Annotated in this window: 27 protein-coding genes; 21 read left to right on the forward strand and 6 right to left on the reverse strand. The window is 68.6% G+C overall.

Translation table 11 applies throughout. The features are described from left to right. Positions 1 to 157: 157 nt before the first annotated feature. Together AB0B82_RS26200 and AB0B82_RS26205 are read right to left on the reverse strand one after the other, a co-directional pair. On the reverse strand, positions 158 to 1057 hold the full coding sequence (locus tag AB0B82_RS26200) for an NAD(P)-dependent oxidoreductase (RefSeq protein WP_360173782.1): 900 nt from the start codon (positions 1055 to 1057) through the stop codon (positions 158 to 160). Positions 1058 to 1067: 10 nt separating this feature from the next. Then, a complete protein-coding gene (locus AB0B82_RS26205; RefSeq protein ID WP_360173785.1) occupies positions 1068 to 1919 on the reverse strand; it encodes a hypothetical protein in 852 nt (283 codons plus the stop codon). A gap of 113 nt (positions 1920 to 2032) precedes the next feature. On the opposite strand from AB0B82_RS26205, the gene AB0B82_RS26210 reads away from it, so the two are divergent. From AB0B82_RS26210 to AB0B82_RS26280, 15 genes are all read left to right on the forward strand, one after another. Beyond that, positions 2033 to 2440, forward strand: coding sequence for a helix-turn-helix domain-containing protein (locus tag AB0B82_RS26210; protein WP_360173788.1), 408 nt, complete (start codon positions 2033 to 2035; stop codon positions 2438 to 2440). A gap of 101 nt (positions 2441 to 2541) precedes the next feature. Continuing rightward, positions 2542 to 2973, forward strand: coding sequence for a hypothetical protein (locus AB0B82_RS26215; RefSeq protein WP_360173791.1), 432 nt, complete (start codon positions 2542 to 2544; stop codon positions 2971 to 2973). Continuing rightward, positions 2973 to 3488: a Pycsar system effector family protein gene (locus AB0B82_RS26220; RefSeq protein ID WP_360173794.1), complete on the forward strand. Its 516-nt coding sequence runs from the start codon at positions 2973 to 2975 to the stop codon at positions 3486 to 3488. The genes AB0B82_RS26215 and AB0B82_RS26220 overlap by 1 nt, the downstream gene beginning before the upstream one ends. Before the next feature lie 26 nt (positions 3489 to 3514). Continuing rightward, positions 3515 to 5767, forward strand: a complete 2253-nt coding sequence (locus tag AB0B82_RS26225) for a type IV secretory system conjugative DNA transfer family protein (protein WP_360173797.1) — start codon at positions 3515 to 3517, stop codon at positions 5765 to 5767. Next, positions 5764 to 5955: a hypothetical protein gene (locus AB0B82_RS26230; RefSeq protein ID WP_360173800.1), complete on the forward strand. Its 192-nt coding sequence runs from the start codon at positions 5764 to 5766 to the stop codon at positions 5953 to 5955. The genes AB0B82_RS26225 and AB0B82_RS26230 overlap by 4 nt, the downstream gene beginning before the upstream one ends. Next, the gene (locus AB0B82_RS26235; protein ID WP_360173803.1) at positions 5955 to 6719 is read left to right on the forward strand and encodes a hypothetical protein; all 765 of its coding nucleotides are present in this window, start codon (positions 5955 to 5957) and stop codon (positions 6717 to 6719) included. The genes AB0B82_RS26230 and AB0B82_RS26235 overlap by 1 nt, the downstream gene beginning before the upstream one ends. After that, on the forward strand, positions 6716 to 8245 hold the full coding sequence (locus AB0B82_RS26240) for a DUF2637 domain-containing protein (protein ID WP_360173806.1): 1530 nt from the start codon (positions 6716 to 6718) through the stop codon (positions 8243 to 8245). The genes AB0B82_RS26235 and AB0B82_RS26240 overlap by 4 nt, the downstream gene beginning before the upstream one ends. After that, a complete protein-coding gene (locus AB0B82_RS26245) occupies positions 8242 to 8511 on the forward strand; it encodes a hypothetical protein (RefSeq protein WP_360173809.1) in 270 nt (89 codons plus the stop codon). The genes AB0B82_RS26240 and AB0B82_RS26245 overlap by 4 nt, the downstream gene beginning before the upstream one ends. Further along, positions 8502 to 13187 (forward strand): MobF family relaxase, encoded by a 4686-nt coding sequence (gene mobF / locus AB0B82_RS26250; RefSeq protein ID WP_360173812.1) that lies wholly within the window; start codon positions 8502 to 8504, stop codon positions 13185 to 13187. The genes AB0B82_RS26245 and mobF overlap by 10 nt, the downstream gene beginning before the upstream one ends. Positions 13188 to 13626: 439 nt before the next feature. Continuing rightward, positions 13627 to 13956: a hypothetical protein gene (locus AB0B82_RS26255; protein WP_360173815.1), complete on the forward strand. Its 330-nt coding sequence runs from the start codon at positions 13627 to 13629 to the stop codon at positions 13954 to 13956. After that, positions 13953 to 15341, forward strand: a complete 1389-nt coding sequence (locus tag AB0B82_RS26260; RefSeq protein WP_360173818.1) for a DNA cytosine methyltransferase — start codon at positions 13953 to 13955, stop codon at positions 15339 to 15341. Before AB0B82_RS26255 ends, AB0B82_RS26260 begins: the two co-directional genes overlap by 4 nt. Positions 15342 to 15388: 47 nt before the next feature. Then, a complete protein-coding gene (locus AB0B82_RS26265; protein WP_360173821.1) occupies positions 15389 to 15790 on the forward strand; it encodes a hypothetical protein in 402 nt (133 codons plus the stop codon). A 149-nt stretch (positions 15791 to 15939) separates the two neighbouring features. Next, positions 15940 to 16209 (forward strand): hypothetical protein, encoded by a 270-nt coding sequence (locus AB0B82_RS26270; protein WP_360173824.1) that lies wholly within the window; start codon positions 15940 to 15942, stop codon positions 16207 to 16209. Then, on the forward strand, positions 16206 to 16439 hold the full coding sequence (locus AB0B82_RS26275; protein WP_360173827.1) for a hypothetical protein: 234 nt from the start codon (positions 16206 to 16208) through the stop codon (positions 16437 to 16439). The genes AB0B82_RS26270 and AB0B82_RS26275 overlap by 4 nt, the downstream gene beginning before the upstream one ends. Continuing rightward, the gene (locus AB0B82_RS26280) at positions 16436 to 17344 is read left to right on the forward strand and encodes a bifunctional DNA primase/polymerase (RefSeq protein ID WP_360173830.1); all 909 of its coding nucleotides are present in this window, start codon (positions 16436 to 16438) and stop codon (positions 17342 to 17344) included. The genes AB0B82_RS26275 and AB0B82_RS26280 overlap by 4 nt, the downstream gene beginning before the upstream one ends. Before the next feature lie 63 nt (positions 17345 to 17407). Here AB0B82_RS26280 and AB0B82_RS26285 read toward each other — a convergent pair whose 3' ends face one another. Continuing rightward, a complete protein-coding gene (locus AB0B82_RS26285; RefSeq protein WP_360173833.1) occupies positions 17408 to 17842 on the reverse strand; it encodes a hypothetical protein in 435 nt (144 codons plus the stop codon). A gap of 150 nt (positions 17843 to 17992) precedes the next feature. On the opposite strand from AB0B82_RS26285, the gene AB0B82_RS26290 reads away from it, so the two are divergent. Continuing rightward, entirely contained in the window at positions 17993 to 18202 is a 210-nt protein-coding gene (locus AB0B82_RS26290) for a hypothetical protein (RefSeq protein ID WP_360173836.1), read from the forward strand. A gap of 376 nt (positions 18203 to 18578) precedes the next feature. On the opposite strand, the gene AB0B82_RS26295 is transcribed toward AB0B82_RS26290, so the two are convergent. Beyond that, positions 18579 to 18872, reverse strand: coding sequence for a hypothetical protein (locus AB0B82_RS26295; protein WP_360173839.1), 294 nt, complete (start codon positions 18870 to 18872; stop codon positions 18579 to 18581). Between the two features lie 115 nt (positions 18873 to 18987). Here AB0B82_RS26295 and AB0B82_RS26300 point away from each other — a divergent pair, with 115 nt between their 5' ends. Further along, complete coding sequence (locus AB0B82_RS26300; RefSeq protein ID WP_360173842.1) at positions 18988 to 19287, forward strand: hypothetical protein; 300 nt, start codon at positions 18988 to 18990, stop codon at positions 19285 to 19287. 5 nt (positions 19288 to 19292) lie between these two features. On the opposite strand, the gene AB0B82_RS26305 is transcribed toward AB0B82_RS26300, so the two are convergent. Both AB0B82_RS26305 and AB0B82_RS26310 read right to left on the reverse strand, forming a co-directional pair. Continuing rightward, the gene (locus AB0B82_RS26305) at positions 19293 to 20240 is read right to left on the reverse strand and encodes an alkylmercury lyase family protein (RefSeq protein WP_360173845.1); all 948 of its coding nucleotides are present in this window, start codon (positions 20238 to 20240) and stop codon (positions 19293 to 19295) included. Next, positions 20237 to 20641, reverse strand: coding sequence for a MerR family transcriptional regulator (locus AB0B82_RS26310; RefSeq protein WP_360173848.1), 405 nt, complete (start codon positions 20639 to 20641; stop codon positions 20237 to 20239). The genes AB0B82_RS26305 and AB0B82_RS26310 overlap by 4 nt, the downstream gene beginning before the upstream one ends. A 172-nt stretch (positions 20642 to 20813) precedes the next feature. On the opposite strand from AB0B82_RS26310, the gene AB0B82_RS26315 reads away from it, so the two are divergent. The 4 genes from AB0B82_RS26315 (at position 20814) to AB0B82_RS26330 (ending at position 26051) form a co-directional block, all read left to right on the forward strand. Then, positions 20814 to 21809: an ATP-dependent DNA ligase gene (locus AB0B82_RS26315; RefSeq protein ID WP_360173851.1), complete on the forward strand. Its 996-nt coding sequence runs from the start codon at positions 20814 to 20816 to the stop codon at positions 21807 to 21809. 479 nt (positions 21810 to 22288) lie between these two features. After that, positions 22289 to 23422 (forward strand): tyrosine-type recombinase/integrase, encoded by a 1134-nt coding sequence (locus tag AB0B82_RS26320; RefSeq protein ID WP_360173853.1) that lies wholly within the window; start codon positions 22289 to 22291, stop codon positions 23420 to 23422. Then, the gene (locus tag AB0B82_RS26325; protein WP_360173856.1) at positions 23419 to 23751 is read left to right on the forward strand and encodes a helix-turn-helix transcriptional regulator; all 333 of its coding nucleotides are present in this window, start codon (positions 23419 to 23421) and stop codon (positions 23749 to 23751) included. The genes AB0B82_RS26320 and AB0B82_RS26325 overlap by 4 nt, the downstream gene beginning before the upstream one ends. 584 nt (positions 23752 to 24335) lie before the next feature. Then, positions 24336 to 26051 (forward strand): hypothetical protein, encoded by a 1716-nt coding sequence (locus AB0B82_RS26330; RefSeq protein ID WP_360173859.1) that lies wholly within the window; start codon positions 24336 to 24338, stop codon positions 26049 to 26051. Positions 26052 to 26078 lie beyond the last annotated feature (27 nt).

Consider the following 26078-nt stretch of genomic DNA (forward strand, 5'->3'; position numbering starts at 1 on the left):
CACGCGCTGACCACCCCGCCGAACCACGGCCCGACCAAACCAACCCCAAGTGGAACCCACCCGCAGCGAGGCGGGACACCCCACCACGCCCACCCGGCCCAGCACCACGCCAAACCGGAATCAGCGCATCACGCCAAGCCGATCGGTGGATCGAGGCTTAGTCAGCAGCCGAGGCGATCCATGTATCTCTGAGCGACTGGTCAAGAGTGATCCGGGGTGACCAATCTAGGCTGCGCCGGGCGAGGGAAATATCAGCGCACTGCCATGAGACCTCGGCTGCCGAGGACTTGTGTGTTCTCTGAGGGTCGTCGCCGACGATTGGCTCGACCCCGGCTTCGCTAATCTCAATCAGTTGCTTCAGCCAGTCACCGGTCCGGACTGCGTGCCCTGAGCCGATATTCAAGAGCGGAGGGGTGTCCGCGGCGGAGATAGACGCGACGGCCGCAGTTGCGACGTCCCGCACATCCACGTAGTCGCGCCAGCCGTCGAGCGAGTCCACGATGACCGGCTCACCCCTTCGTAGCCTCGCCACTGCCCCGCCCAGCATCGTGCTGGTCGGTGACAGAGGCCCGCTGACATTGAAGATCCGAAGGATCGTCATAGCTAGGCCCTGTGCTCGCGCATGTAGGGCGACCTGGGTAGCAGCCAGCTTCGAGTAGCCGTATGGACTACTCGGCCGTTCCTCGACACCCTCATCGATCGGGCGTCGACCCTCTGGCGCGCCGTACTCTGCGGACGACCCCAGCTGCACAATCCTTGCTGCCGGTGCCGCGGTCCGTGCAGCTGACACGAGACTGTGCACGCTTGCGACATTCGTTCGCATCATCTCGCTGGCGGTACCGCGCACGGCGCCGGCGCAGTTGATCACGGCTGTCGGGGCATATGAACGAAGCAGATCAACAAGTTCTCTCTGCGGTGATTCAACGAGGTCGAGGTTGGCGTCTACCTTCGGGCCAGGGTTTCGACCGACGCGAAGATGATCGATCCCGCGGTCGGCCAACTCTTGCGCGCAATGGTGTCCCATGAACCCAGATGCGCCGAGGACCACTACACGCATGCCCGAGCCGTCAGCGTTGGCGGAGGCGTTCACGGCGGCGGACTGGGGCGACGAGCCTTGCATTGCTGATCTCCTGCGTCTCGGGGTCGTAGTCGCACTGGACGAGACAGGACCAAAGGTGGTTGCGAGTCTCGCGATACAACTTGGCGATGTTCTCGCTCAGGTACAGCGCTCCGCCGCGGGACCCGGGTGCGTGGATGCCGGCGCAGTAGAGCCAAGTCCCCTTGCCGTCTGGGCGGGGGAGGGTTCCCAGATACGCCAGATCGCCACCCTCGTTTCGATGCCTCGGTGACCGCAGCTTCTCGCCGGTGGACTTGTCGAGCAAGTACCAGCTCTCGTCGTCTCGCTCGAAGCCGTATGCGTTATCTGACGCAAGGATCTGAGTCAGCCACGGCGACTGCCGAGGGCCGCAGGTCACGACCAGGCCGTCGCGGTTGAGATCGACGTACGCACCTGCAGGCAGGTGCTCAGTCTCCGTCTCAAGCCCGAACTCCATTGCGAGCCGCTGGATGTCGTCCCGAAATGCGATGTCGCTTTCGTGTACGACCGGGCGCTGCGGACCTTCTGGGTACGGCGCCTGCTCGACCGGCAAGACGACATGCACCGTGTCGCCGCTGCTGAGCAGTACTCTCTCTGGCCGGCGGCGCGGAGCTCCCAGCTGTGACAGCCGTGCCACCGAGAGGCCGACGCGCTCAGCGATCTGCGCGAGCGTCATGCCGTCCTGACGCATCTTGTCCAGCGCTGAGCGCCGGATGTCGCCGACCTCGTTGATGGCCGCATCAAGCGCGTTGAGGACGTCGCCCGAGTAGATGAACTGCTCGACCGGATCCTCAAGCGCCCGGAGCCGCTCAAGCTCATCCACTCAGATCACCTCCTTGCATCCACCCATCCTAGTGCCTCTCAACTTCAGTCTTAAGACCCCCTTGAAATCGCGACTTAAGGGGTGCTTAACTAATCCATACAGAGCAGCCAAACATGGCAGCCGAGGCGGATGGGAAACCACACATGACCAGCACTACAGATCTGCCGGTGGAAGAGGGGTACGAGCCCGCAGGCAGCGATGCTGCCCACGGGCGATCAGTAGGGGCCATGCTCAGAGCCGCGGCGCGTCTACGTGCGCTCGAGAGCGCACTCGACAAGCGCGGCCGCGGCGTTCCGACGTACACCGTGCCGGAAGCGGCGGCGCTTCTGAGCATTTCGCCAGAAGCCCTCTATCGCTTGGTGCGCGCGGATGCCTTTCCTGCGGTGCGCGTTGGCCAGAAGTACTCCGTGCCCGCGGCCGCGGTGAGCGACTTGCTCGAGTTCGGGACGTCCTTGGAGATCACGGACTGGGCGTCGCAGTGGAAGGAGAGGCATCGCTCTGTGACGGGCGGTGCCGCATGACCGATTCAGACAGATCGATGAGCCGGCCCTGCTCAGGGCGCCAACCACGGAACAGGGCCGGTTCTCCCATCACTCAGCAACGAGTTCGAGAGGTCTACAGCATGACTGACGTAGGGCAGACCGGCACGGAGTGGGTGCCGCCGATTGGGTTGTTGCAGTTGCCGGGCGCGCATGTCGCGGTGATTCGTGGGTTGTTCGAGCTGGCCGCGTTCGTGGCGGACCACCCGGAGTTGCCCGCCCCGATGGTGCGGGCGACCTTCCGCACGCCGCCTGAGTTCGACCGCGAACTGTCGGCGGCGGAGCAGTACATTGCTGCTCGAGCGTTCGTGGATCAGTTGGCCGCCGTGCTGGGAGTTACGCCGGTGACCGGCGCGGGGGGAAGTCACTACACCGCCGAGCGAGCCATGGGGTCGGTGAGCGCGACTGCCTGCGCTATCACTCCGGCGCACCTGGCCGGGTGGCAAGCGCTGATGTCGTACGGCGACAGCGTTCAGCCCGAGGCCGCTCCTGCCGATCACGCGGGTGGTGCGTGATGAGCGAGCGCACACAGATGGATCTGGCGTGGCGGATGCTGGACTCGGCCGCGGCGGAGATCGACAAGGCCGACACGAAGGCCGGTATCGCGGCGACGTTGGAGACGGCTCTGGCGGCGGTGGCGCTGACGCTGGTGTCGCAGTCGGGTGGTGCGCCTTTGGCGGCGCGGGTGTTGTTCGGTGTGGCGCTGGTCGCGCTGGCGGTGGCGCTGGGATCGGCACTGCTCGTGGTCGTGCCCCGGCTCTATCGGCCAGCCGATGCGCTGGTGCCGGGTGAGTTCTTGTACTTCGGCGCAGTCCGCCGCCGTTCGGTTGACCAGTTGGTCGACCACCACATCGACCCACAGTTCACGGCGGCCAAGGTGGCCGCGCCGTTAGTGGCGGTGACGCATCAGGCGAAGCGGCTGGCTGATATCGCGTGGACCAAGTACCAGTGGGTGCGGGTGTCGTTCGTCGCGGCTGTTGCGGGTTCGGTGCTGGCTGTGGCCGGTGTGCTGATCGGTGGTGCGCGATGATGCGGCGGCCGACCAGGACCGAGGGCGTGTTGGTTCCGCGCTACACGCTCGCGATGGCCGCGCTGCTCGCGGTGGGCGTGGTCGCGATTGTGTGGGACAAGACGCCTGCGTTGACGGAGCTGGGCTACTGGACGGCGGCGGCTGGGGCGGTCGGTTTGGTGACCGCTGGCTTGCTGGGTTGGCGGCTGCTGCACGGCGCGCTGATCGCCACGCCGTTGTGGGTGCTGCTGGCCGGTGCGGTCGGGCTGCGGCTCGGTACGCCCGGCGGTGCATCGGGCTGGGTGATCGGCGGTGGCGCGTTGTTGCTGCTGACCCTTGGTCTGGTGGCGGTGAACCGTCCGGTCGGTGGGGGTCTCGCGTTCGCTCTGTGGCTGGCGTACGCCGGTTTTGTGCTGCGGGCGTTGCCGTCGAGTGTGGAGGTGTCGGGGCGTTGGTGGCAGTTGCTGCTGGCGGCCGGGGTGGTGTTGTTGGGGACGGCGGGGTTCACGCTGCGGTCGCGGTCCAGTTCGCGGGGTCTGCTGCGTCGTCTGGGCCGCGCCGGCCGGGTGACGGATGGTTTGGCGTCGGGGTGGGATGTGCGTCGGGTGTCGTCGGCGCGGATGCTGCGCAAGAAGGCGAAGATCGTGCGCCCCTCGCTGGCCGAGGTGCCCGCGTGGAGGCGGCGGTTCGTGCCGCTTACGCAGCTCGGCGCGACCGTGGCGACGGTCGGCTGGGTCAAGGTCCGGTCGTCTGCCGAGGACCACACCCTGACGGTCGCGGGACCGCGGGCGGGTAAGACCGGCTTGATGATGAACCATCTGCTGGACGCGCCGGGTGCGGTGATCGCGACCTCCACGAAGACGGACATTCTCGACGTCACCCGGGCTCAGCGCGCCAAGCGTGGACCGGTGTGGGTGTTCGACCCTGACGGACTGACCGGGGACGGGTCGACGATCACGTTCGACCCGCTGAAGGGTTGCACTGATGCGGGTGTGGTGATGGACCGCGCGTCGGATCTGCTGGACGGTGTCGGCGCGAAGTCCGACGATGCCGAGCACTGGCTGAACCTGGCCCGGCAGGCGCTGACGGCGCTCATGCACGCCGCCGCGCTGGGCAGCTACACGATGGCCGACGTTCAGCGGTGGATCGCGCACCCCGACGACCAGGCCAAGAACGACGTGCTGTGGGAGCTGCGGGTCGCGAACGCGGCCGGGTTCGAGCAGCAGGCGATGCAGTTCTTCACCAACAACGAGCGCACCCGCTCGAGCATCTCCACGACGATCATGCCTGCCCTGTCGTGGTTGTCGGTCCCGACCGCCGCTGCTGCCGCGGCGCCTGGTGGGGTGCCGTTCGATGTGGAGCGGTTGCTGGCCGAGACCGGCACCGTCTATCTGCTGGGTGCGGAGGACAGGAAGACCGCGCCGCTGGTCACGGCGCTGACGGCGCACATCGCCCGCCATGCCAAGGCCCTTGCGGTACGGACGCCGGGCCGCCGGTTGGACCCGCAGTTGACGATGGTGCTGGACGAGGCTGCGCTGATCTGCCTGATCCCGCTGGACCGCTGGACCGGTGACTTCGGGTCCCGCGGGATCACGCTGCACATCTCCGCGCAGTCCCGCGCCCAGCTGCGCGACCGGTTCGGCGAGGCCGCCACCGGTGCGCTGATGACCAACGTGACGACGAAGGTTGTGCTGGCGGGCACCAGTGACGGCGACGATCTGCAGTTCTGGTCCACGCTGTGCGGGGAGCGGTTGGAGCAGGTCGCGACCCGCGACCGCACCACCGGCGGCGTGTCGATCAGCGACCGCCGCGTCCCGGTCCTGACCCCGGGCCAGGTCGCGCAACTGCGGGCAGGGCAGGCACTGATCATCACGCGCGGCATGCCGCCCGCGATCGGCCGCGTGCGCATGGCGTGGAACCGGCGCGACCTGCGCATGGAACGGTTCCACAACCACCGCACCGTCCAGTGGGTCACCCGCCATCTGGCCGCGCTCGAGAACCGGGTCGGTGACCGGATGCTCGGCGACGCCGCCTGGGTGCGTGACCAACTGCTCGTCGGGATCGACCGGATGAGCACCGCACGGCAGCGGCTGACCGGCCCGGTCGTGCGACGGATCGCGGCACGCATCGATGCGGCGGTGACGTGGCTGGAGGCCACCGACCCGGCGCGCGAACTGCTCGCCCGCCTTCGGCTCGCCGGCGCCATGCGCAAGGCCCGCGCGGGCCTCGCGGCCCGTCACACCGGCCGTCCCCGCGAACTGGTCGGCAACAGCCGCGACACGGACGGGAGTGCGGCGTGACGACCCCGGCCGGAGGACCCGGCGACGAGCTGCGTGCGCGATGGAGCTGCGACTACCTCGCCGAGGTCCTCGACCTCGAGGCGGTCCCGGCGTACGACCGCGACGGCCAGCCGACCGGGTGGGTCGCGATCGACCCGGTCGTGCTCGAAGACCGCTTGGTGGACCTGTACGCCGAGGGAGACGACTGATGCAGTACGACGACGAGAAGGACCCCGCAACCGCCGCGCTCGCGGCGGTCGCCGGTCTGGCCCGCTCGGTCGAGGCCCTGACCCGCGACGTGGCCGCGATGAAGACCGGTCTTCGCCAGACCGCCAGCAAGACCGCCGTCGCGCGGCTGAACGACACCGTCGCCACACTTGGCAATACGGTCGCCGCGTTCGAAGACCTACTCACCCGACTGGCCACCAAGCCGAGCAGCGGCAGCAAGGCCGCCGCCGGTGGTAGCTCGGTCGAGCCGGTGCGGTCGTGGCTGCGCCTGCCCGAGAGCGACGAGGCCGTCGTGCAGGCGGTACTGAGCGAGCTGCTGCCGTGGATGGAGTCCATCTATCTGCGGTACGCGACCGCACGGGAGACGCTGCCGCCGTGCTGGCTGTGGCACCCCGAAATCGTCGAGGAACTGCTGTGGCTGATGGACGCCTGGACCACCGCCTACGAAAGCGACGAGGCCTCGAACAAGCTCGTCGGTGACTGGCACGACCGCCAGCGCCCCGGCGTCACCCGCCGCATCGGCGAGTACGCCCCGGCTTGCGACGTCCTCACCCACCGCGATGACGCGGGGCAGCCAGCCGTCACCGTTCCGCTGGCGGTCGACGCCGACCCGTTCGTGACCTGGTGGGCCACCGCCCGCGACACCCACGGCCCCGCGCCGACGCCCGAGCAGATCAAGGCCGGCCGCCGCGGTGACCGCGGATTGGCCGCCGTACCGAACACGACCGCTGGAGGCCAGCGATGACCACCCAGTCCACCATCCTGCCCAGCACACTGTCGGTCGGGCTGTTCGACAGGCTCGACCAGCTGGACGAGCTCACCTGGCCGATGATCGCCGCGGGCGCCGCTGGGCTACTCGTCGCCGCAGCTGTTCTGACAGGCCTGACCTTGGCCGTTCGTCGGGCGGGGCGCACCCTCGCCGCCGCGATCGAGACCGGGCGACTGACCACGCGGCGCGTGCTGATCGTCGTCGCGATCATCGCCGCACTCGGCGTGGCCGGCGTCGGCGGTGCCCGCTCCTTCGGTGCGGTGTCGGCCAAGTTCGACAGCCCGCTGGTGCCGTTGGTTGCCGACGGCATGATCGTCGCCTGCACCGCGCTGCGGCTCGCCGCGCTCACTCGCGGCTGGCGGATTCCCGGTGCCCTGGTCACGACCTATGTGTTCATCGGCGGCACTGTGTGGCTCAACATCGACACCGCGCACGGGATTGCGGACGCGGTCGCGCACGCGCTCGCCCCGCTGGCCTACGCCGTCCTGGTCGAGATGCTCGCGCATCTGCTGCGGCTGTACCTGCGGCTCGCGCAGCCCGCGAAGCCGCGGCTGTCGGCGCTGACCTGGATCACCTCGCCGGTCATCACCACCCGCGTGTGGCTGCACCTGTCACGCACCGGCACCGACGACTCGGCCGCCGCGCGGGCGCTGGTCCAGCAGGTCGTGCGCATGGCGTCGCGGCTGGCGACGCTGTGCCCGAGCCGCAAGCTGTGGCCATTCGACGCAGCCCGGGCCGCCCGGACCGCCGCGCTCCAGACGATCCGCGACGGCCTGCTGTCTGCCGGCGAGCTGGCCGCTCTGCTCCCGGCCGGCGGGCGGCTGACGCCCGGCGAACTGCTCGCGCTGGTCGATTCCGCCGCGCTCGGCCTCACCGGCCCCGCTACCACCGACCAGGCCGCAGCCAACAGCGCTGAGGGCCGCAGCGCCGAGCGCGTTGAGCCGTCGGCTGCACCGGTCTGGCTGCTCGCGTACCTGCTCGGTGCACTGCGCACCGCATCGCAACCCGCACCGGGAACTGCACCTGGTGCATGGGCAACTGCGCCGGTGGGTGCACCGGTGCACCGCGAGGACCGCACTGCACCGGCCGCACCGGTGCACGACACCGCCCCGAACGGTGCACCTGCACCGGTGCACGAACCGCACCGCACTGGCCTTGCGGCGCGTGGGGCCGCTGAGACTGCACCGCGTAAGACGGCGGGGCCGTCGGATGCCGAACTGCTCGATGCGGTGGTGCGCCACGCGGCCGAGCACGGTGGTGCGCCTCTGGGGCAGCGCGAGATCCGCCGCGCCACCGAGGAGGCGTTCGGGAAGCCGGTCGGCTTCGGCCGCGCGAAGCGGCTCCAGGAGTTGGCGGGGTGGGCCGAGCCCACCGCCGCCGAGAACACCGACACGGCGTCACCTGCTCCGCAGGTCAGGGGACAACTCCAACTCGTCAACGAACCCAACGACTCCGACGAGACCAGCACCAGCCGCGAACTTGAATCGAGCAACAGCCGATGAGCATCCACAGCACGAATCCAGACGTTACGAAGAAGCACAGCAATCGACTCGCAGCGACCAAGACCCAGCCGATGCAGCAGTCGAGCGATCTGATGATTCAGCAGCAGCCAGCAGGCAGCAGCAGGATCAAAGAACTCAGATCACACCTAGGCATCACGATCAAGTGGAGCCTCGACTCCGCTTCGCGTCGTCGTATCGGCTTGCCGTCTGCGGCGGCCGTCGACGCTGTCGCGCCGGTCGTATGTGGGGGTGCGGCATGGCTGTAGTGAGCGTTCGCAGTGGTCACCGGGCCGACTACCTGACCGGCGCGGTCGCGTCGGGACGGGAGAACTACTACACCGGCGCGGTCGCGGCCGGCGAGCCGCCCGGGCGTTGGTTCGGCAAGGGCGCCGAAGCGCTCGGGCTGACCGGCGAGGTCGATGCGCAGGACATGACCGCGCTGTACGAGCGGTTCATCGACCCGCGCAGCGACGCGTTCCGGGACCCGGCGCGGTGGGACGAGGCCGAGACCCTCGGCCACACCGGCCGCAACTACAAATCCGAGGAACAGGTGTACGCCGATGCACTGGCCAAGGAGCCCGGTGCATCCCCGGAGCGCCGCGCCGAACTGCGTGCACTGGCAGGTAAGGCGGTGCGCAAGAACGTGTCGTTCCATGACGCCACGTTCAGTCCGCAGAAGTCGGTGACGGTGCTGCACACCGCGTTCGAGGCGCAAGAGGTGCAGGCCCGCACCGAAGCGGAGCGGGCGCGCGGTGCACTCGAAGGTGCACTGGCCGACGCGGAGCGCACCGGCAACCGCGCAGCGGTGCACCTGCACCGCACTGCGGTGCAGCGCGCGGAGCGCGAAGCGGTGCACTGGGGCAAGCACCGCCAGGCGGTCGAGGATGCGATCTGGGCAGGCAACCGCGCCGCGCTGAACTACCTCCAGGACAAGGCCGGCTACACCCGCGTCGGACACTTCGGGGGAGTGTCCGGCCGCTGGGCCGACGCCCACGGCTGGACGATCGCATCCTTCTTCCAGCACGACAGCCGCGAGCACGACCCGCAGCTGCACATCCACAACGCCATCCTCAACCGCGTGCAGGGACCGGACGGCAAGTGGCGCACGGTCGACTCCAAGGCGCTGCACCGGGTTCAGCCCGCCGCGGCGGCCGTCGGCGAACGGGTCATGGAACAGCACCTGATCAAGGCGCTCGGGGTGCAGTTCAAGACCCGGCCCGACGGCAAGGCCCGCGAGATCGTCGGCATCGACCAGGCCGTGATGGACATGTTCTCCTCGCGCCGCAAGGCGATCACCAAGAAGACCGCGCCGATGGTGCGCGCGTTCGAGGCCAAGAAGGGCCGCGAACCGAACAACCTGGAGCTGGCTTACATCCAGCAACAGGCGTCGCTGGCGACCCGCAAGGCCAAGTCGCACACCGGTGAGACCGTCGAGCAGCGCCTGGAACGCTGGGACCGTCAGCTGCGCGCCGAGGTCCGCGGAGGACTCGGCAAGGTCGCCCGCGACGTGCTCGCGTTGCAGCAGCGCCAGTGGCTCCCCGGCCGGATCAACCAGGCCAAGGTGCTCGAGACGGCCTTGGCCGAGGTGCAGTCCAAGCAGGCGACCTGGCGCGCTGCCGACCTGACGAAGGCGATCAGCGATGCCCTGCCCGACAACCTCGGCAACATGCGCCCGGCCAGGATCGAACGGCTGCTGGACCGGCTGACCGAGCGCGGCCTCAAGCTCGCGCAGCAGGTCGACGCCGATCGGCCCGGCCAGAGTCCCGACGAGCTCGCGGCGCTGCCGGACGAGCTACGCCGAGGCGATGGGTCGTCGGCGTACTCGGCGCCGGGCGCGACCCGGTACGTGACTCCGGATCATGTCAAGGCCGAACGGCAGCTCGCCACGGCCGGCTACGCCCGCGGCGCTGCCGCGATGAGCCCGCCGTGCGTGCAGGCGTTCGTGGAGCGGCTGGCCGCCGACGGTCTTCAGCTCGGCGCCGATCAGGAGGCCGCGGTGCGCGGCGTCCTCACCTCCGGCGCGAAGGTCGAGACGCTGGTCGGCCCGGCCGGCACCGGCAAGTCCCGCGTCGTCGGCGCGCTCGCGAAAGCATGGGAAGACCCGAGCCTGTGGGGCGGACAGCAGCGCCGGTTGGTCGGGCTGGCCGCGTCGCAGGTCGCGACCGAAATCCTCGCGGCCGACGGGGTCACCGCGAAGAACATCACCCGGTGGCTGATGACCCAGCAGCGGCTCGCCGACGGCTCGGCCGCCACCGAGGATCAGGCGTGGGCGCTGCGCGACGGTGACCTCGTCGTGGTGGACGAGTCCGCGATGGCGAACACGACCGACCTGGCCCAGATCCAGACGTACTGTGACGCCGCCGGCGCGAAGCTGCTTCTGGTCGGCGACCACCGGCAGCTCGCCGCTGTCGGTGCCGGTGGCGGCATGCGGCTGGTCACCGCCAACGCGCTGCACCACGAGCTGAGCGAAACCCGCCGCTTCACCGCCGGATGGGAAGGCCCGGCGTCGCTGCGGCTGCGCGAGGGCGACGAGTCGGTGCTGGGCGAGTACCACAAGCAGGGCCGCATTCTCGACGGCGGCCACCTCGAGGCCGCGCAACGGTCTGCGGCCGACGCGTGGCTGGCCGACCATCTCAACGGGCGCCACGCGCTGCTGATCGTGGACAGCAACGCCCAGGCTGCCGAGCTGTCCGCGCAGCTGCGCGCGCGGCTGGTCGGGTACGGCCAGGTGGACGACGAGCGCACCGCCTGGCTGTCTTCGACCGGGAACCGGGTCGGCGCCGGCGACCTGATCCAGACCCGGCTCAACGCCTGGCACCTCAACGGCTACAGCGGAAACAAGCGGGCCGCGTTCAACCGCGACGAGTTCAAGGTGGTCGAGGTACTGGACGACGGCGCCCTGCGGGTCGCGCCGCTGATCCGCGGCAGCCGCCAACCCGTACCCGACGAAACCATGGTGCTGCCTGCGCACTACGTCCAAGACTGGGTGTCGCTGGCCTACGCCGCCACCGTCCACTCATCCCAAGGCCTGACCGTGGACACCAGTCACCTGGTCGCCACCCAGAACACATCCGTGTACGCGCTGTACGTCGCGATGACCCGGGGCCGGGTCGCGAACACCGCGCACGTCGTCACCCAGTCGCTGGCCAAGGAAGCCGAGTACGGCGAAACCAGCACCGCAGAGAAGCGGACGGCCTTGTCGGTGCTGCGAGGCGCGTTCGACATGGACGACCCGCAGCTGTCGGCGTTGCAGACCGCCGCGGAGGACGCCGCGGAAGCCAACCGGCTTCGCACGCCCGCCGAACTTCTCGCCGACGGCATCGCACTTGCTACCGCCGGCCGGACGGCCAGTTGGCTGGACGAACTGACCGAGGCCGGTGTTCTCACGACTGACCAGCGCACAAAGCTGGCAGTCGAGGACGGCGCAGGAACGCTCCAGACGCTCCTGCGCCGGGTGGAACTCGCCGGGCACGACCCGCGCCAGGTCCTGACGGACGCGATCCAGCAGCGTTCGTTGCACGACGCCCGCAAGATCAGCCATGTCATCCAAGACCGGATCAAGAACGCCACCGGCAGCCTCGATCCAGTCGGCGACAGCTTCGCTGATCGGCTTCCACACGTCGATGACCCGAAGTGGTCGGCTTACCTGTCCAGCCTCGCCACTGAAGCCGACCGCCGCGCCGCGCAGCTCGGCGAGCAGGTCGCCGCCGAGCGACCCCAGTGGGCGCTCGAAGCGTTCGGCGAGCCGCCGACCGCGGCCGAAGTGGGCCAGCGCAGCGCCTGGACGCTGCGCGCCGGCATCGTGGCGGCGCACCGCGAGGTGATGAGCCACGAGGCCGGCGACGACGCACTCGGTACGCCGCCGAAACCCGGCCAAGTCGAGCAGTACGCCTCATGGCGCGCCGCGTGGCGAGCACTCGACAAACCGGAAGCCGACCGCGCGGAAGCCGAGATGTCGAACGGCCAGCTGCGTGTTCGGGTCCGCGCCTACGAGCGCGAGAAGGCCTGGGCACCGCCGTACGTCGGCGAGGAACTCGCCGGCACCCGGCAGGCCGCCGAACGCGAGCGCCGCACCGCCGCCCTCCGAATCGCCGAAGCCGACGCCAGCGACAACGACCTGGACGACGCGGCGAGAGACCAGCTGCGCACCGAAGCCGAGCAGGCCAAAGCGCTGGCCGAGGCACTCGACGCCCGCGCCGCCGAACTCCAGGCCGCCGACGACGCCCGTGCCGTTTGGCTCGCCCACACCGCCGAGACCCGCGCCGCCGCCGAACGCGCCGCCTTCGAGCTGGAGACCCGCGGCGTCGACAACACCGACGACGGACCCACACCTGAGGAATGGCTCGACGCCGACGAAGCGCACGACGATCTGGCTGTCGTCGATGAGCACGACTTGACCGAGGTCGCCGAGGCCCGTGCCCGGGACCTCGAGACCGCGCAGCCGGGCGACGAGTTCGTAGAGGCCGAACTCGTCAACGATCAGCTGCCGAGCAGCGTCGAGAACGTGGCACTGGACGAGATCCCAGACGCCGACATCGTCGTCGACCATGCTGACGGCGAGCAGATCCGCGCGGCCGCCGAGCTCGACGAAGCCGCATCGCAGGCAGCACGCGACGCGCTGGCCCCGCTCGACATCCGCGAGGTCGCCGCGGCCGAGGAACAAGTCGCGGAATCCGATGTGCCGCGCGTTCCAACGGCGGACGAGACCGCCGAGGCAGTACGCCGAGCGCAGCGGGCACTGATCGAGATTCAGCACCGCCGCGAGTCCGAACAACGTCACTCCGACGACGAAGCCGCGCGCGAGGAAGAACTCGCCCGCTGGCACCACGACGACCACACCGCCAACTACACGCCGCATGCCGAGACCAGCCGCGACGCCACGGAGGCACAGGCAGCCGAGGACAGCGAGCCAGTCATGGAACTCGGCAGCTACGACGACTAACAGCGCAGTCCAGGCTCTCCCGCCCTGGCGGGCGGGAGAGCAACCCCGACCTTCGGCCGGGCGAAAAGCCTTCTGTGGCTGGGTTTGGCGGGCGGGTGCCAGACCGCCCCCTCCAAAGTCAAGGGGTTCTCGCCTGGACGACGGCGGCGCTCGCTGCGCTCCCTTATTTCCTTGTCCACCAACCGAGAACCCCTTGACTTCGGAGCCTCTAGCGGCCTGGCAGACGGCAGCTGCCGGCAGGCCCCAAAGGACGGGGGCTGCCGTCACATAAGCCCACCAGCGGGGAGGCGACAGATCCGATGAGGACGAAACGAATCAAGGGCGTGTCCAGCACCGCGTGCCAGCCCTGGTGCACCAAGCGAGTCCCGTGCGGTTCGCCGTACTGCTGCCCGGGCGTCTACACCGTCCGGAACCCGCGCAAACGCAAGGGAGTGAAGTGATGGGCTACGACGAGCAGTGGGACCGGCGGGTCGCGCGAGAGGTCGCCGAAATCCGCGAGGACATGGATGCGCTGACAGCCCGGATCAACCGAGTCATGCTCGATTTCAGGGACCGGCGCAGCGAACTCGCCGAGCAGACGGCCGCGGCGGACGCCACTGACGAGCAGGTCACGGCCCATGTGATCGAAGATCCCGCTTGGCTCAAGGCCTATGCCCTGCAACGCCGCTGGGAGCGGCTGAACGGGTCCCTGGAACGGCTGCACAAGGACTGGTCCCGACAGGTCCAGCAGCTCCCCGGCGCACAGGCCAGCAAGGGTGGCCGGCGATGACGCTGACGTTGCTGGACGAGTTCTCCGGGTGGGGCGGCAGCTCCAGCGGTGCAACCGCGGTGCAGGGGATCGAGCTGATGATGGCGTTGAACCACAACCAGCTGTCGATCGAGGTCCACAGCAAGAACTTCCCGCGGGCCGACCACTACTGCGGTGACGTCGCGAAGGCTGACATCACGCGGTTGCCGCGGGCGGATCTGTACTGGGGTTCGCCGGCGTGCCCGAAGTGGTCGAACGCGCGGGGGGTGGCACGGGACTTCGACAACTCGTTGCAGGGCGTCATGTTCGACGACGAGCTGGGAGTGGTCAGTGACCCCGAGGTCGTGCGCTCCCGTGCGCTGATGGAGGAGGTCCCGCGGTATCTGCGGGCGATGGCGTTGAAGGGCAAGCCGGTCCTGGCCGGCGTGGTGGAGAACGTCGTGGAATGCCGCCGGTGGGACGAATGGCCTCGGTGGATCGGGGAGATCCAGGCCGAGGGCTACGAGACCAAAGTGATCGCGTTCAACTCGATGCACGCGGCCGGCGTCAACACCCGGCGGGCACCGCAGTCGAGGGACCGGCTGTATGTGGCGTTCTGGCTGAGGTCGCTACGGCGTACCCCGGACTGGAACAAGTGGCTGCGCCCGAAGGCGTACTGCCCGACCTGTGACGGGCAGGTGTACGCGATGCAGGTGTTCAAGAACCTGCGCAACGACATGGGCCGCTACGGGCAGACCAACGGCCAGTACATGTACCGGTGCCCGCACTCGACCTGCCGCTTCGAGGTCATCGAGCCCCACGTCGTGCCGGCAGTCGAGGTGATCGACTTCAGCATCCCCATGGGCAAACCGATCGGCGAGCGCACCTCCAAGTCCGGCAAGGACCGCGCGATCGTCGACGCGACGAAGGCGAAGGTCGAGATCGGCCTGGAGCGGATCCGCCGGACCGGTCTCATGCGCCCGTTCATTGCCGAGCTGCGCGGCGGCGGCTCCACCGTCCGAGGGATCGACAAACCCCTGGCCACGTTCTCGGCACAGGGCTACCACCATGCACTCGTCACCCCACCCGGAACCGAAGGGATCGACTGGCGGCACCTGCTGCTGCCCTACTACAGCAACGGAGTTCCGCACGCGGTCACCGAACCGCTCCGCACCCTGACCACCCGGGCACGGTACGCGCTGATCGAGGTGCCCGACAGCCTGCGCGTCGACGACTGCCGGATCCGGATGCTCACCCCGCCCGAGATCGGCGCCGGCATGGCCTTCCCACTCGGCTACAAGACCGCCGGCAAACCGTCCGACCACGTCCGCGGCTACGGCAACGCCGTCACCCCACCGGTCGCCGAAGTCCTCATGTCCGCCCTCTACGAAGCCATCAGCGGCGAACAACTCGCATTGGCCGCCTGACCCAGACCTGACACGTAACCGTCAACTACGCAAGGAGAAACCGACAAATGACCCAGCCGATCCCGAACCAAATCCCATCACAGTGGCGCTGCATCGAATGCGACACCAAGATCGACGTAGCAGCCGCGACCGCAACAAGCCTTCAACAGGTACCGAGCACAGCTGTGACCTGCGCCCACTGCGGAGGCACCGACTTCGAGCAGTCCGCAGGTCTGACCCCAGTCGCGATCGCGACCCTGGCCATGGCCGGCATCACGCCGCAGCAGTGGATCGAGGCCTCCTGGTACGGATACGTACCGCCGGCGGATCAGGCCCTGACCTGGACAGGCGACCTGTGCGGCTGCACCGATGACCGGTGCGCGAACGGGTTCCACCACATGGAACTCACCGACTGCGGTTGCCTGCCCGTCCTCATCGACCACTACCTGTCGACCGGAGGGCTGATCTGATGAGCGACACAACCGACTTCACGGACGCAGCCGGCCACGCCGCTACTCATGGCGTCACATGCCGCCGCTGCGCCGAGCCGTGGCCGTGCCCGGGTAGCAACAGCTGGGAAGGGCGCCACTTCCCGTCTCTGATCCCGAACGGGGCCGTCGTGAGCGCCGTTGGAGACCTTCACCGGCTGATCAACTGGGCGCCTCGCGGGAACTGCCCCGCCGTGCTCGACTCCGCCGGTGTCAGCTGGATCCTGTTCGAGACCGAAGACGGCGACGCCTACGCCGGCACCATGGAATGCCCCGACGACGACCTCCCGGACCGGTACGACCTCGACGACCTGCCAGGAGTCCGTGGACCGCTGTACGTGCTGTTCAACGGCGACCTCACGGTCCTGCCGACAAGCATGCGTGGGGAGGAGGACCGGTGACCATCAAGGTCCGGCTGTCCGGAGAGCCCGACGAAATCGCCCACCTCGTGGACCATCTCCGCGCCCACTTCGAGGTCGCCGGCAGCGACCGCGCCTACCCCAACCACGGCTCCCTCGGCGTCCGCGTCTACCTCGAACTGCGCGAGAACACCGCACACACCGACCAGAGCGCACCGCAACGGGTCCGCAGCGAACGAGTCCACCCCCACCGCAACGAGGTCGAACCGTGAGCACCACTCGGCCACAGCAACGAGTCACCGATCCCGTCCAGCAGGCGCTCAGCCGGGCCGCGCACTGGCACGCCGATCAAGGGTTCTCGGTCTTTCCCTTGGCACCCGGACGCAAGAACCCGGCCGTGGCTGACTGGGAAGCCGCCGCCACCACCAACCACCTCGCCATCGCCCGCACATGGCGCAAAGCGGCGTACAACATCGGCGTCGCAACCGGACCGTCAACGCTACTTGTCGTGGACCTGGACCAGCCCAAGGACCCGAGTGACGAAGCCCCCGCACGGTGGCGAGAGCGCGGTGCAGCAGGCGGAGCCGACGTACTGGCACTCGTGGCAGCCGACCATGACGCTGGCTCTGTGCGGCCGACCTACACCGTCGCCACGCCCTCGGGCGGACAACACCTGTACTACCGCCAGCGCGCCGGCGAACAGCTCGGCAACAGCGCCGGCCGCATCGGATGGAAGATCGACACCCGCGGACACGGCGGCTACGTCGTCGGCGCCGGATCGATCACCTCCACCGGCCGCTACCTTGCGGTCGTCTCCACCGCACCACAGCCCTTGCCCGGTTGGATCCTCACCGCCCTCGACACCACACCGCCAGCCACCACGGCGCCCAGCGAAACCCGTGCGCTGAGGAACGCCAGCGCTTACACCCTCGCTGCCCTCGCCGGGGAACTTGAGAAGGTACTGGCCGCCACCTCAGGCCACCGCAACGACACCCTGAACCGTGCCGCCTTCGCACTCGGCCAACTCGTCGGTGCGCTACTGCTCGACCAGCACATGGCACGCGACGAACTCCTCTCGGCCGCTGCCCGCATCGGTCTATCGCACGCCGAAGCCGAGCGCACAATCGCCTCCGGACTCACCGCCGGCGCACGCCACCCGCGACAGCGAACCGCCTAACGGAGAAGGGGCCTCAGAGAAGCTGTTCTGTGCTTCCCGAGACCCCTTCCAGGCACGGTCCAGTTAGCCAGTTTGCTTGGCCGAAGTCTGATCCACCTCGATCGGGGGAACACCCGATCGACGCCACGCCCACGCCAGCGTCGCGAGCGCCCCGTCCTCGAAGCCCGGCTGCCCGGACCCGCTACGAGCGACCGCAAGCTCCGCGGCCTGAGTCTCCAGCTCGACCAGCTCCTCGTACGCGTTCTCGGACGTATCAGTGAGTGGAGCGTGCGCCCACTGCCGTACCGGCCCATTCGGGCGGTGAACCGTGACGATGGCATTTGCGAGCCACCGGCACGTCGTCTGTACGCCGGTTAGGTAGGAGTCTTCGGGCAGTCCCGCCGCTTCCTCTGCGTCACCACGACGCTCCGCGGCCAACCAGACCCGGGCGAACTCGCGCACCGGGACACGCAGGTTGTGCCGCGGTATCCGCTCGAAATCCCGGGCCGTCAGCTCCATACCACAACACGATCCCACCGACTGCCGACAGTTTCTACCCTCGCCGGATCGGAGCGGGCCACCGCTGGACCCCAGCAATCTGCGTGAGCGGGGTGTCGTGCCGGGTACTGGATGCCAGGAGCAACTACTCCGACGGCGAAGGGAATCACCGTGTCCGAGGCGAAGTCAGGCGGTCACAGCGGCGAGGAGTGGACCGAGGAGCAGATCCGGCAGTTGGGTGAGCTGGCGGGAGCGAACACGCCCGTTGGCGTGATGAGCGTCAAGCTGGGCCGATCCGAGGGCGCGATCCGGTCCAAGACGCAGGCCGAAGGGATCACCCTCTCACCGCCGAACCGGTCACCGTACGGCGACATGAGCTGACAGCCAGGCGCATGCTGGTGTCGTGGGCGCTGCATGGCGGTGCGGGAAGTGCGACGGGGCGAACGTTCCGGAGCACCACCGCTTCTGCCCACACCGTGACACCAAGCTCACGGTACGGCGAGTGATCATCGTGGTCTGGCCACCCTTCCGCCGGCGCGAGAACAGGCGAGACGATGACACCGGCCAGACCACGCCGTGAGGTGCCACCTCCGCATGTCCCGGCCGACCTGGCCGGGCCCGTCGAGGTCGCCTTGGCGAAGTCGGCGAACGAAATCCCCGGACCGCATGCCCTGCCGGGCGGATCACGCTACGAAGTGAAATGGGACGGCTACCTTCACTGAACTCTGTCAACCGCCGGTGCTGGGCCCGCGAGGGGCTAGTTCCAGAACCGGGTCCAGACGGCGCGCTTTGCCTGGCCGAGTGCGTTGATGACGTCTTGATCTGTTTCGGCGTTCTCGGCGACGCCGAGCGCCAGTCCGATGTCGCGCCATGAGGCGCCTGTCGCGAGGGCTTCTCGGACAGCTTCGCCGAGCGCCTTGTCGAGCGCGATCGATGCTCGGCAGCATTCCTGGACCGCCTGGAGCGGATCGCGCTGCCAGCTGCTGCGGTGCCTGAGGCGCAGTCCTGCACCGTGCCCGGAGATCCGTAACTGGGGAGTTCGCGTCAACATCGCTTCCACCTCGCCGGTTGGTGACCTGCATCGAGCGTAGGACTCGTGAGCGCGATCGTGGATGGGCCCGTTCGGGTAGATAGCTATTGGCGGTGGCGGCGCGGAGGATGGGCGTATGACTGTTGCGCCGGAGAGTGTCCAGCAATCGACAACGGTGTGCTGGTGTTGTGCCCGTGAGTTCGATGATCGAGACCTGGTGCGGTTGGGTGCCCACCCCGAGGTCGGTGTCTGTCTGGGGTGCGCCCGGTTCCTGCAACGCAGGGCCGAGGAGCGCGAAGACCAGCTGCGCCCGTCCCGCGGGACGCGGCTGCGGGGAATAGTGCGCTCGGCGCGGGAGTGGGTGATCGGCCACCGCTGGCACGAGCTTCCGGTGATCGGTGGCCTGTTGCGGCGGATCGACCGGCGGTTGCCGTAGCCCGGTCAGGCTGTGGTGAGCAGGTGCCCGAAGAGGCGGTTGCCGAGTTCCTCGGCTTCGGCCTGGCCGAGGATCTGGCCTGGAACCTGCGGGTGTTCGGTGGTCCAGGCTTCGGCGGCCGCATTGCTGGCGAAGAAGTTGAGGTAGTCGCAGCAGCAGTCGGCCGACGGCCCGCCGCCTGCGTCGGCGCCGACGAACACCACCGCACCGGACGGTTCCCAGACGGCTCGGCCGGCAGTTGTGGTGACGGTGACCTGTTCGCCGGTGGTGACGTCGAAGGACTCGATCCGGGTGTCTTTGTCGAGCATGGCGGCAATGCCGAGTGCGTCGATCGCGCACATCGCGTAGACATCGACCCGGTCATCGATGCGGACCCGGTGGCGGGTCGGGGTCGCGGAGAACGGGTAGGCCAGCGCAATGTGGCCGTTCGCAGCCAGCTGGATCGCGTCGACGTCGTGCAAGGCGGTGAGGATCTCGGTGCTGCCGCGGCCGCTGTCGGCGGTGAGGGCGTCGAGGTCACTCGGTGCGGGCGGGTGCCCGGTGGTGGCGAACGCGCGCAGGATCGCCTGCTGCACCGCTTTCTCGGTGGGGTCCAGCGGCAGGGCCTGGGTCCGCCACGCGCTCAGCACGTCCCCGGGCGTGGTGGTGTCGTGAGGCTGGTCGGCGGCCGTGATCGCGGCGCGCAACTGCTCGACAGACGGCGCCGGCACGATTCGCCCGTCGCGGTCGCGGTAGAGGCGGCACGAAACCCCGCAGCCGCAGTCGTCACCGGCAGCGAACGGGTCGACCCCGTCGATCAGCAGGGTCGGGGAGCCGGCCATGCCGAACTCAGCCGCGTCGGCGTCGGTTTCGATCAACCGGGTGGCCACGGGCAGGTCGCTGGCCTCGGCGAGCCGTTGCAGCATCGGGGCCAGGTGCGGGCAGTCCGGGACGTGGAGGACCTCGAGCTTCATGAGGTCTCCTGGCGGTGATCGATCGCGTCGAGCAGCGCGCAGCTCCGGTCGGCGCGCGGCAGATCGCAGGTCGCGACCAGATCAGCGAGCGAGTCGTGCATCCGTTGCAGGTCCTGGATCCGGCGCGCCAGGTCGGCGCGGCGGTGCTCGGCCAGCACACGGGCTGCGTCGCAGCTGTCCGGACCGCCGGTGTCCAGGTGCAGCAGTTCCTCGACCTCGCCGAGGGTGAAACCGAGTTCTTGGGCTCGTTTGATGAACCGCAGCAACTCCACCGCCGTGGGCGGGTAGTCGCGGTAGCCACCCGGAGTCCGCGGCGGCTGGGTCAGCAGCCCGCGACGCTCGTAGTAGCGCAGCGTCTCGGTGTTCACACCGGCCTGGCCGGCCAGCTCGCTGGTTCGCATAACCCCATCCTCAACCCTGGACCCAACTACAGAGTCAAGTCCCGAAGCCGAGACACCAGCTGCCACGACCCAGCGCCGAGCATGGACACGCAGCGTCCAGAACGGACGCCGTTGCTGAACTGGGACGCGACTGCGGGTGCCCCAGGGCCGTGCACGGGGCGAAACTGTGGCCATGGGCAACCTGTCGCCCGACTTGACCGGGCCGGTCGCGCTGGAGCTCGCCAGGGCAGTCGAGCAGTTGCCGGGCGAGCATGCCATGCCCGGTGGCTCACGCTTTGAGTTGAAGTGGGATGGATTCCGGGCCGGCGCGGTGTGCGTAGCTGGCGAGGTGCGGCTGTGGTCGCGCAACGGCAAGGACTTCACCGCGAAGTTCCCCGACGTCCAGGCGGCGCTGCAGGCGCAGGTCGACGTGGACTGTGTTCTCGACGGCGAGCTGGTCGTCTGGGACGGCGCCCGGCTTGACTTCGACGCGCTGCAACAGCGGATGGTCAATACCGCGGCGACCGTGCGGCGGCGGCTCGCGCCGGCGCAACCAGCCTCGCTGGTGGTGTTCGACGTACTCGCGGTCGATAGCGTCGACGTCCGCCCGATGCGCTGGACCGCCCGCCGGACCCGGCTGGAGGAACTGGCCAAGCGGTGGCGGCCACCGCTGCAACTGTCCCCGACGACCGCCGACATAGCCGAGGCTCAGGAGTGGCTGGAGGCGTTCAAAACCAGCGGCGTGGAGGGCCTGGTGGTCAAGGGCGCGACGACGCGGTATCAGCCCGGCCGCCGGGACTGGGTCAAATGGAAGACCAGGGACACTATCGAGGCGATCATCGGCGCCGTAACGGGGTCGCTGCGACACCCGGAACTGCTGGTGGTGGGGCGGTACCGAGGCAAGGAGCTCGAGGTGGTCGGGCGGACAGTGCAGCTGCATGACGACCAGGCGGCCGCGATCGGGAAGCTACTGAAACCGGCCGGGGCCAGGCATCCCTGGCCGGATCAGATCAGCACCCACTGGGGCCGCGGAAGCAAGACCTCGATCGTCAAGGTCCGCCCGGCTGTCGTGGTTGAGGTGGCCGCCGACGCAGCGCTGCAGGCTGGCCATTACCGGCATCCGCTGCGGCTGGTTCGGCACCGCAGCGACCTTGACCCCTCCGACGTCGAAACGCTCCCGGCGACCTGATCAGGTGACCGCGAGGCCGGTGGCGCGCAGCTGCTGCTCGTGAAGGTCCAGCCGACCGTCGTCGCCGAGGTAAGCGCCGACGCCGCGACCCAGGCCGGCCAGGTCCGCCACGGCATGCGCTACATCCGAGTACGGGCCGACCTACGCCCGGAAGATCTCCCGACTGTCGGCTGAAGGCCGCCCGAGGGCAGACCGACTAGAACATGAGTTCGATTAATGTCATGATGAGGTCATGGTGGGACGCTTCAATGTCCGGCCCGGTGACAACGGGGACGGCGACTGGCTGGTGTGGGACAACGCGGTGAACGGCCACCGCGGGCGCTGTTCTGAGCGGCATTGCATCTGATCCGGCTTACAGCACGCATGGCACACCGGAGTATCCGCAGGTGAGAACGTTCATGGTGCCAACTCGCGGACGGCGGGTGGGCTGTCCGACAGCCCACCCGTAACGGATTCAACGATGTTGCGTTGAATGCATCATGGGTGAAGTGGACCTACCGGGCGCCGCGCATCTGGTGCTGGCCGATGGGGTTGTGCACCTGGATCCGGCTGAGGCTGTGTTCGAGGCGATGTTGGAGGGGTGGGCGCGGCAGCAGCGGACGCGGTTTCTGAATGTGGAGGGCACGATCAAGCCGCGGTTGACGTTGGTGCGGCGGTTCGCGGAGTTCACGGGGGAGTATCCGTGGCGGTGGCGTGCCGAGGATGTCGAGGCGTTCATGGACTGGCATCGGGCGCGGCGGCGTGAGCAGGGCCGGGGGTTCGCGGTATCGACGGCCCGGAACTATCAGAACGGGTTGCGGCTGTTCGGCGAGTACGTCACTGACGCTCGGTATGGGTGGCCGGCGCGGTGTCTGGAGTTGTTCGGCGAGGCGCCGGCGCAGATTCTGCATGAGTGGAACACCGTCACCCATACCAACGATTACGAGGGTGCTCCTGGGCGGCGGCCGTTGACGTACGACGAGGTGCAGGTGCTGTTCGACGCGGCCGACGGCCGGGTTGAACAGATCCGGTCGCGGCGCCGCAAGGGTGCGTTGGCGGCGCTGCGGGACGCGGCGATCTTGAAGACCGTGTACGCGTTCGGGCTGCGCCGGCAGGAGGCGACGATGCTGGACCTGGCGGATCTGCGGCACAACCCGAGAGCTCCTGGTTTTGGGCGGTTCGGTGGCTTGTTCGTCCGGCACGGCAAGGCGTCAAAGGGCGGGGCGCCGAAGCGGCGCACGGTGCTGACGGTCCCGGAGTTCGACTGGATCGTGGACATACTCGAGCACTACCTGGCCGAGGTTCGGCCGTTGTTCTCGCCGGGCAAGCATCCGGCGTTGTGGGTCACGGAGAAGCGGGGCCGGATCTCGCGCCGGCGGCTGGACGAGGCCTTCGAAACGGTCCGCGCCGATGCTGGGCTGCCGGGCGAGCTCGACCTGCACTGCTTGCGGCATTCGTATGTCACGCACCTGATCGAGTTCGATTACCCGGAGCGGTTCGTGCAGGACCAGGTCGGCCACTCCTACGCCTCCACCACTGCGATCTACTCCGGGGTGTCGGACGAGTACCGCAACCGGCTGCTGCAGCGCGCTTTGAAGGCTCGTCACGCCGACCTGTGGGAGGACCGTTCGTGATCAAGAAGATGAAGATCCAGTGGCGTCTGCGTCACCTGATGGCGGCTCGCGATCTGTTCCAGACGACCGATCTGGTGCCGTTGCTGGCCGAGCGGGGGATCCATCTGTCCCGCGAGCAGGTGTTCCGGCTGGTGACCCAGCCGCCGCAGCGCCTGTCGATGGACACCCTCGCGGCGCTGTGCGACATTCTCGACTGCACCCCGAACGACCTGATCGAGGTCGACGTCGTCAACGCCGATGTCCGCAAGACTGCCGGCGACTCAGGGCAGATGAGTAAGCCGGCGCCCGCTGTTCGCCGCACGACCATCCGCAGGCCTGATCTGTCGTGACCAAGCCACACATCGACCAGGCCGCAGCCAGGGCCGAGGTGGTCGACCACCTACGGCGGTCCCTTCCCGGCTTGAGCGATCGGGAAGCAGTCAGCGCGCTGGAGGCGAGTAGCTGTAACTCGACCCGGTCGCTCATGATGCTGGCCCGTTATCTACAGGAGCACCCGGAGGCACTGCTGACGGTGTCGTCGCACGTCCCGGTCGCGCTCGTCCGGCTGACGCACGCCCTCCGCAACCAGTGCAGGCAAGACGTCGCCCTGCCAACCTGCGCAGGGTGCGGCAACGTGAACCCAACGATGCCGTCCGTCGACGCCACGGGTGGCCGGCTGTGCGAGAGATGCAGGCACGCCCGGACCAGCAAGCGGCCTTGTGCGTGGTGCGGCCGACCCGATCGGGTGATCGCACGCCGGCCGGAAGGCGGGATCTGCTCCCGCTGCTATCAGACCGACCGTTCCAGACACGAACCCTGCGCCAGCTGTGGCCACACTCGCCGCGTCGCGCGCCGCCTCGCCGACGGCTCCGGACTCTGCCAAGTCTGCCGACCGAAACCCACGTACGTCTGCTCCAGTTGTGGCAAGACCGCCGTGGCGCAGGCCTTCGGCAGGGATGGCCCGGTCTGCGCCAGCTGCTACCGCCACCCCGAGCGCCTGTGCGGCGGGTGCGGCCGGATCAGGCGGATCTACCATCGCGCGACCGTCGACACCCCGGATCTGTGTGGCAGTTGCTATCAGGGAGTCGAGGAAGCGTGCACGGTTTGCGGGCGGATCCGGCTGTGCCGCCGCAACCACGCAACGGGCGAACCCGTCTGCGACGGTTGCCGGCCAGAACCACAGCGTCTGTGTAGCTTCTGCCACCAGATCAGACGCCTGCGCGCCAGTTGGCCAGCCGGGCCGGTCTGCAGAGCCTGCTACCAGATTGTCCGCGCGAGCCCCGCGGCCTGCGCGGACTGCTCGACCCGCCGCGTCCTGATCGGCAAGAACACCGCCGGCGCTCCGGTCTGTGGGCCGTGCGCGGGAGCCGATATCGACTACAAATGCCGCACCTGCGGGCAGCCAGGTGACCTGTACGTGGAGGGTGCGTGTGACCGCTGCGTCCTCAAGGAACGCATCGTCGACCTCCTCGCCGGCCCTGACGGCGCCATCGACGCCGGCCTGGAACCGCTGCGCCAGGCGCTGCAGGCCGTCCCGAGACCGCGGTCGACACTCCACTGGCTGCGCAGATGCCCCGCCGCGCGGCTTCTGATTGAACTCGCGCGGCAGCCCGACCTGATCAGCCACGACTACCTCGACCGGTCCCCGCACACTCAGGCAGCCCATTACCTGCGCGGAATCCTTGTCCGCACCGGAGTCCTGGCCGAACGCGACGAGCACCTCGAACGGATCGGCCCTTGGGCCGACCGGCTGCTGGCCGAGCAGCCGCAACATGCCCACCTCATCCGCCCGTTCACGCACTGGCACCTTCTGCCCCGGGCTCGCCGCCGAGCACGGCGCCGCCGATTCACCATCTACTCGGCACGGACACCCCGAGTCCAGGTACTCGCGGCACTGGAGCTCCTCAACTGGCTCAACGACGAAGGCACCACCCTGGACCGCATCGACCAGCACGACATCGACCGATGGCTCAGCACAGGACCACCACGGCGCTACGAGGCCGCCCAGTTCCTGCACTGGGCAGCCAGCCACCACCTCACCGCAACCCCACTCACCATCCCCACCCGGCGAGCCAAGAGCCCCGGACCATTCCTCGACACCGAGCAACAGGCCATCCAACTGCGCCGCTGCATCCACGACACCACACTGCCACTCGACGTCCGCGTCGCCGGCACGCTGATCCTGCTGTTCGGCGTGCCCGCTCCACGCATCGCCACCCTCACCACCGACAACATCACCACCGACGCCGCCACCGAAGACGACGAGCAACGAGACCTCCCGACCTGCCTGACCCTCGGCGACACACCCCTACAGTTACCACCCGCACTCACCCGCCTCATCCAGCAACTGCTCGACCAACGAAGCGACCCGTCGGCCATCAGCCACGGCACCGGCCACGTCACCGGCTCCACCCCTTACCTGTTTCCCGGCATGATCGCCGGCCAGCCCAGCAGCCCCTCCGCACTCACCCACAAACTCCGACGGCACGGCATCACCGCATACGCCGCCCGCAACTCCGCCCTCCGCGCCCTAGCCGAACAGCTACCCGCATCCGTACTCGCCGACCTGCTCAACATCCACATCTCCACCGCCATCAACTGGGCCCGCCAAACCAAGACCGACTGGACCTCCTACATCGCCGAACGGTGACCTGGCCGTCGCACGGCGGCCGCGCGG

This window comes from Kribbella sp. NPDC048915 (assembly GCF_040649595.1).
Lineage (GTDB): Bacteria > Actinomycetota > Actinomycetes > Propionibacteriales > Kribbellaceae > Kribbella.

What these genes read in the sequence shown, in the direction of transcription:
- AB0B82_RS26305 (WP_360173845.1), bottom strand. Translation starts at nt 20,240, where the DNA reads ATGAAGCTCGAGGTCCTCCACGTCCCGGACTGCCCGCACCTGGCCCCG.
- AB0B82_RS26300 (WP_360173842.1), top strand. Translation starts at nt 18,988, where the DNA reads ATGACTGTTGCGCCGGAGAGTGTCCAGCAATCGACAACGGTGTGCTGG.
- AB0B82_RS26260 (WP_360173818.1), top strand. Translation starts at nt 13,953, where the DNA reads ATGACGCTGACGTTGCTGGACGAGTTCTCCGGGTGGGGCGGCAGCTCC.
- AB0B82_RS26265 (WP_360173821.1), top strand. Translation starts at nt 15,389, where the DNA reads ATGACCCAGCCGATCCCGAACCAAATCCCATCACAGTGGCGCTGCATC.
- AB0B82_RS26310 (WP_360173848.1), bottom strand. Translation starts at nt 20,641, where the DNA reads ATGCGAACCAGCGAGCTGGCCGGCCAGGCCGGTGTGAACACCGAGACG.
- AB0B82_RS26235 (WP_360173803.1), top strand. Translation starts at nt 5,955, where the DNA reads ATGCAGTACGACGACGAGAAGGACCCCGCAACCGCCGCGCTCGCGGCG.
- AB0B82_RS26295 (WP_360173839.1), bottom strand. Translation starts at nt 18,872, where the DNA reads ATGTTGACGCGAACTCCCCAGTTACGGATCTCCGGGCACGGTGCAGGA.
- AB0B82_RS26210 (WP_360173788.1), top strand. Translation starts at nt 2,033, where the DNA reads ATGGCAGCCGAGGCGGATGGGAAACCACACATGACCAGCACTACAGAT.
- AB0B82_RS26200 (WP_360173782.1), bottom strand. Translation starts at nt 1,057, where the DNA reads ATGCGTGTAGTGGTCCTCGGCGCATCTGGGTTCATGGGACACCATTGC.
- mobF (WP_360173812.1), top strand. Translation starts at nt 8,502, where the DNA reads ATGGCTGTAGTGAGCGTTCGCAGTGGTCACCGGGCCGACTACCTGACC.
- AB0B82_RS26320 (WP_360173853.1), top strand. Translation starts at nt 22,289, where the DNA reads ATGGGTGAAGTGGACCTACCGGGCGCCGCGCATCTGGTGCTGGCCGAT.
- AB0B82_RS26315 (WP_360173851.1), top strand. Translation starts at nt 20,814, where the DNA reads ATGGGCAACCTGTCGCCCGACTTGACCGGGCCGGTCGCGCTGGAGCTC.
- AB0B82_RS26240 (WP_360173806.1), top strand. Translation starts at nt 6,716, where the DNA reads ATGACCACCCAGTCCACCATCCTGCCCAGCACACTGTCGGTCGGGCTG.
- AB0B82_RS26220 (WP_360173794.1), top strand. Translation starts at nt 2,973, where the DNA reads ATGAGCGAGCGCACACAGATGGATCTGGCGTGGCGGATGCTGGACTCG.
- AB0B82_RS26215 (WP_360173791.1), top strand. Translation starts at nt 2,542, where the DNA reads ATGACTGACGTAGGGCAGACCGGCACGGAGTGGGTGCCGCCGATTGGG.
- AB0B82_RS26255 (WP_360173815.1), top strand. Translation starts at nt 13,627, where the DNA reads ATGGGCTACGACGAGCAGTGGGACCGGCGGGTCGCGCGAGAGGTCGCC.
- AB0B82_RS26245 (WP_360173809.1), top strand. Translation starts at nt 8,242, where the DNA reads ATGAGCATCCACAGCACGAATCCAGACGTTACGAAGAAGCACAGCAAT.
- AB0B82_RS26285 (WP_360173833.1), bottom strand. Translation starts at nt 17,842, where the DNA reads ATGGAGCTGACGGCCCGGGATTTCGAGCGGATACCGCGGCACAACCTG.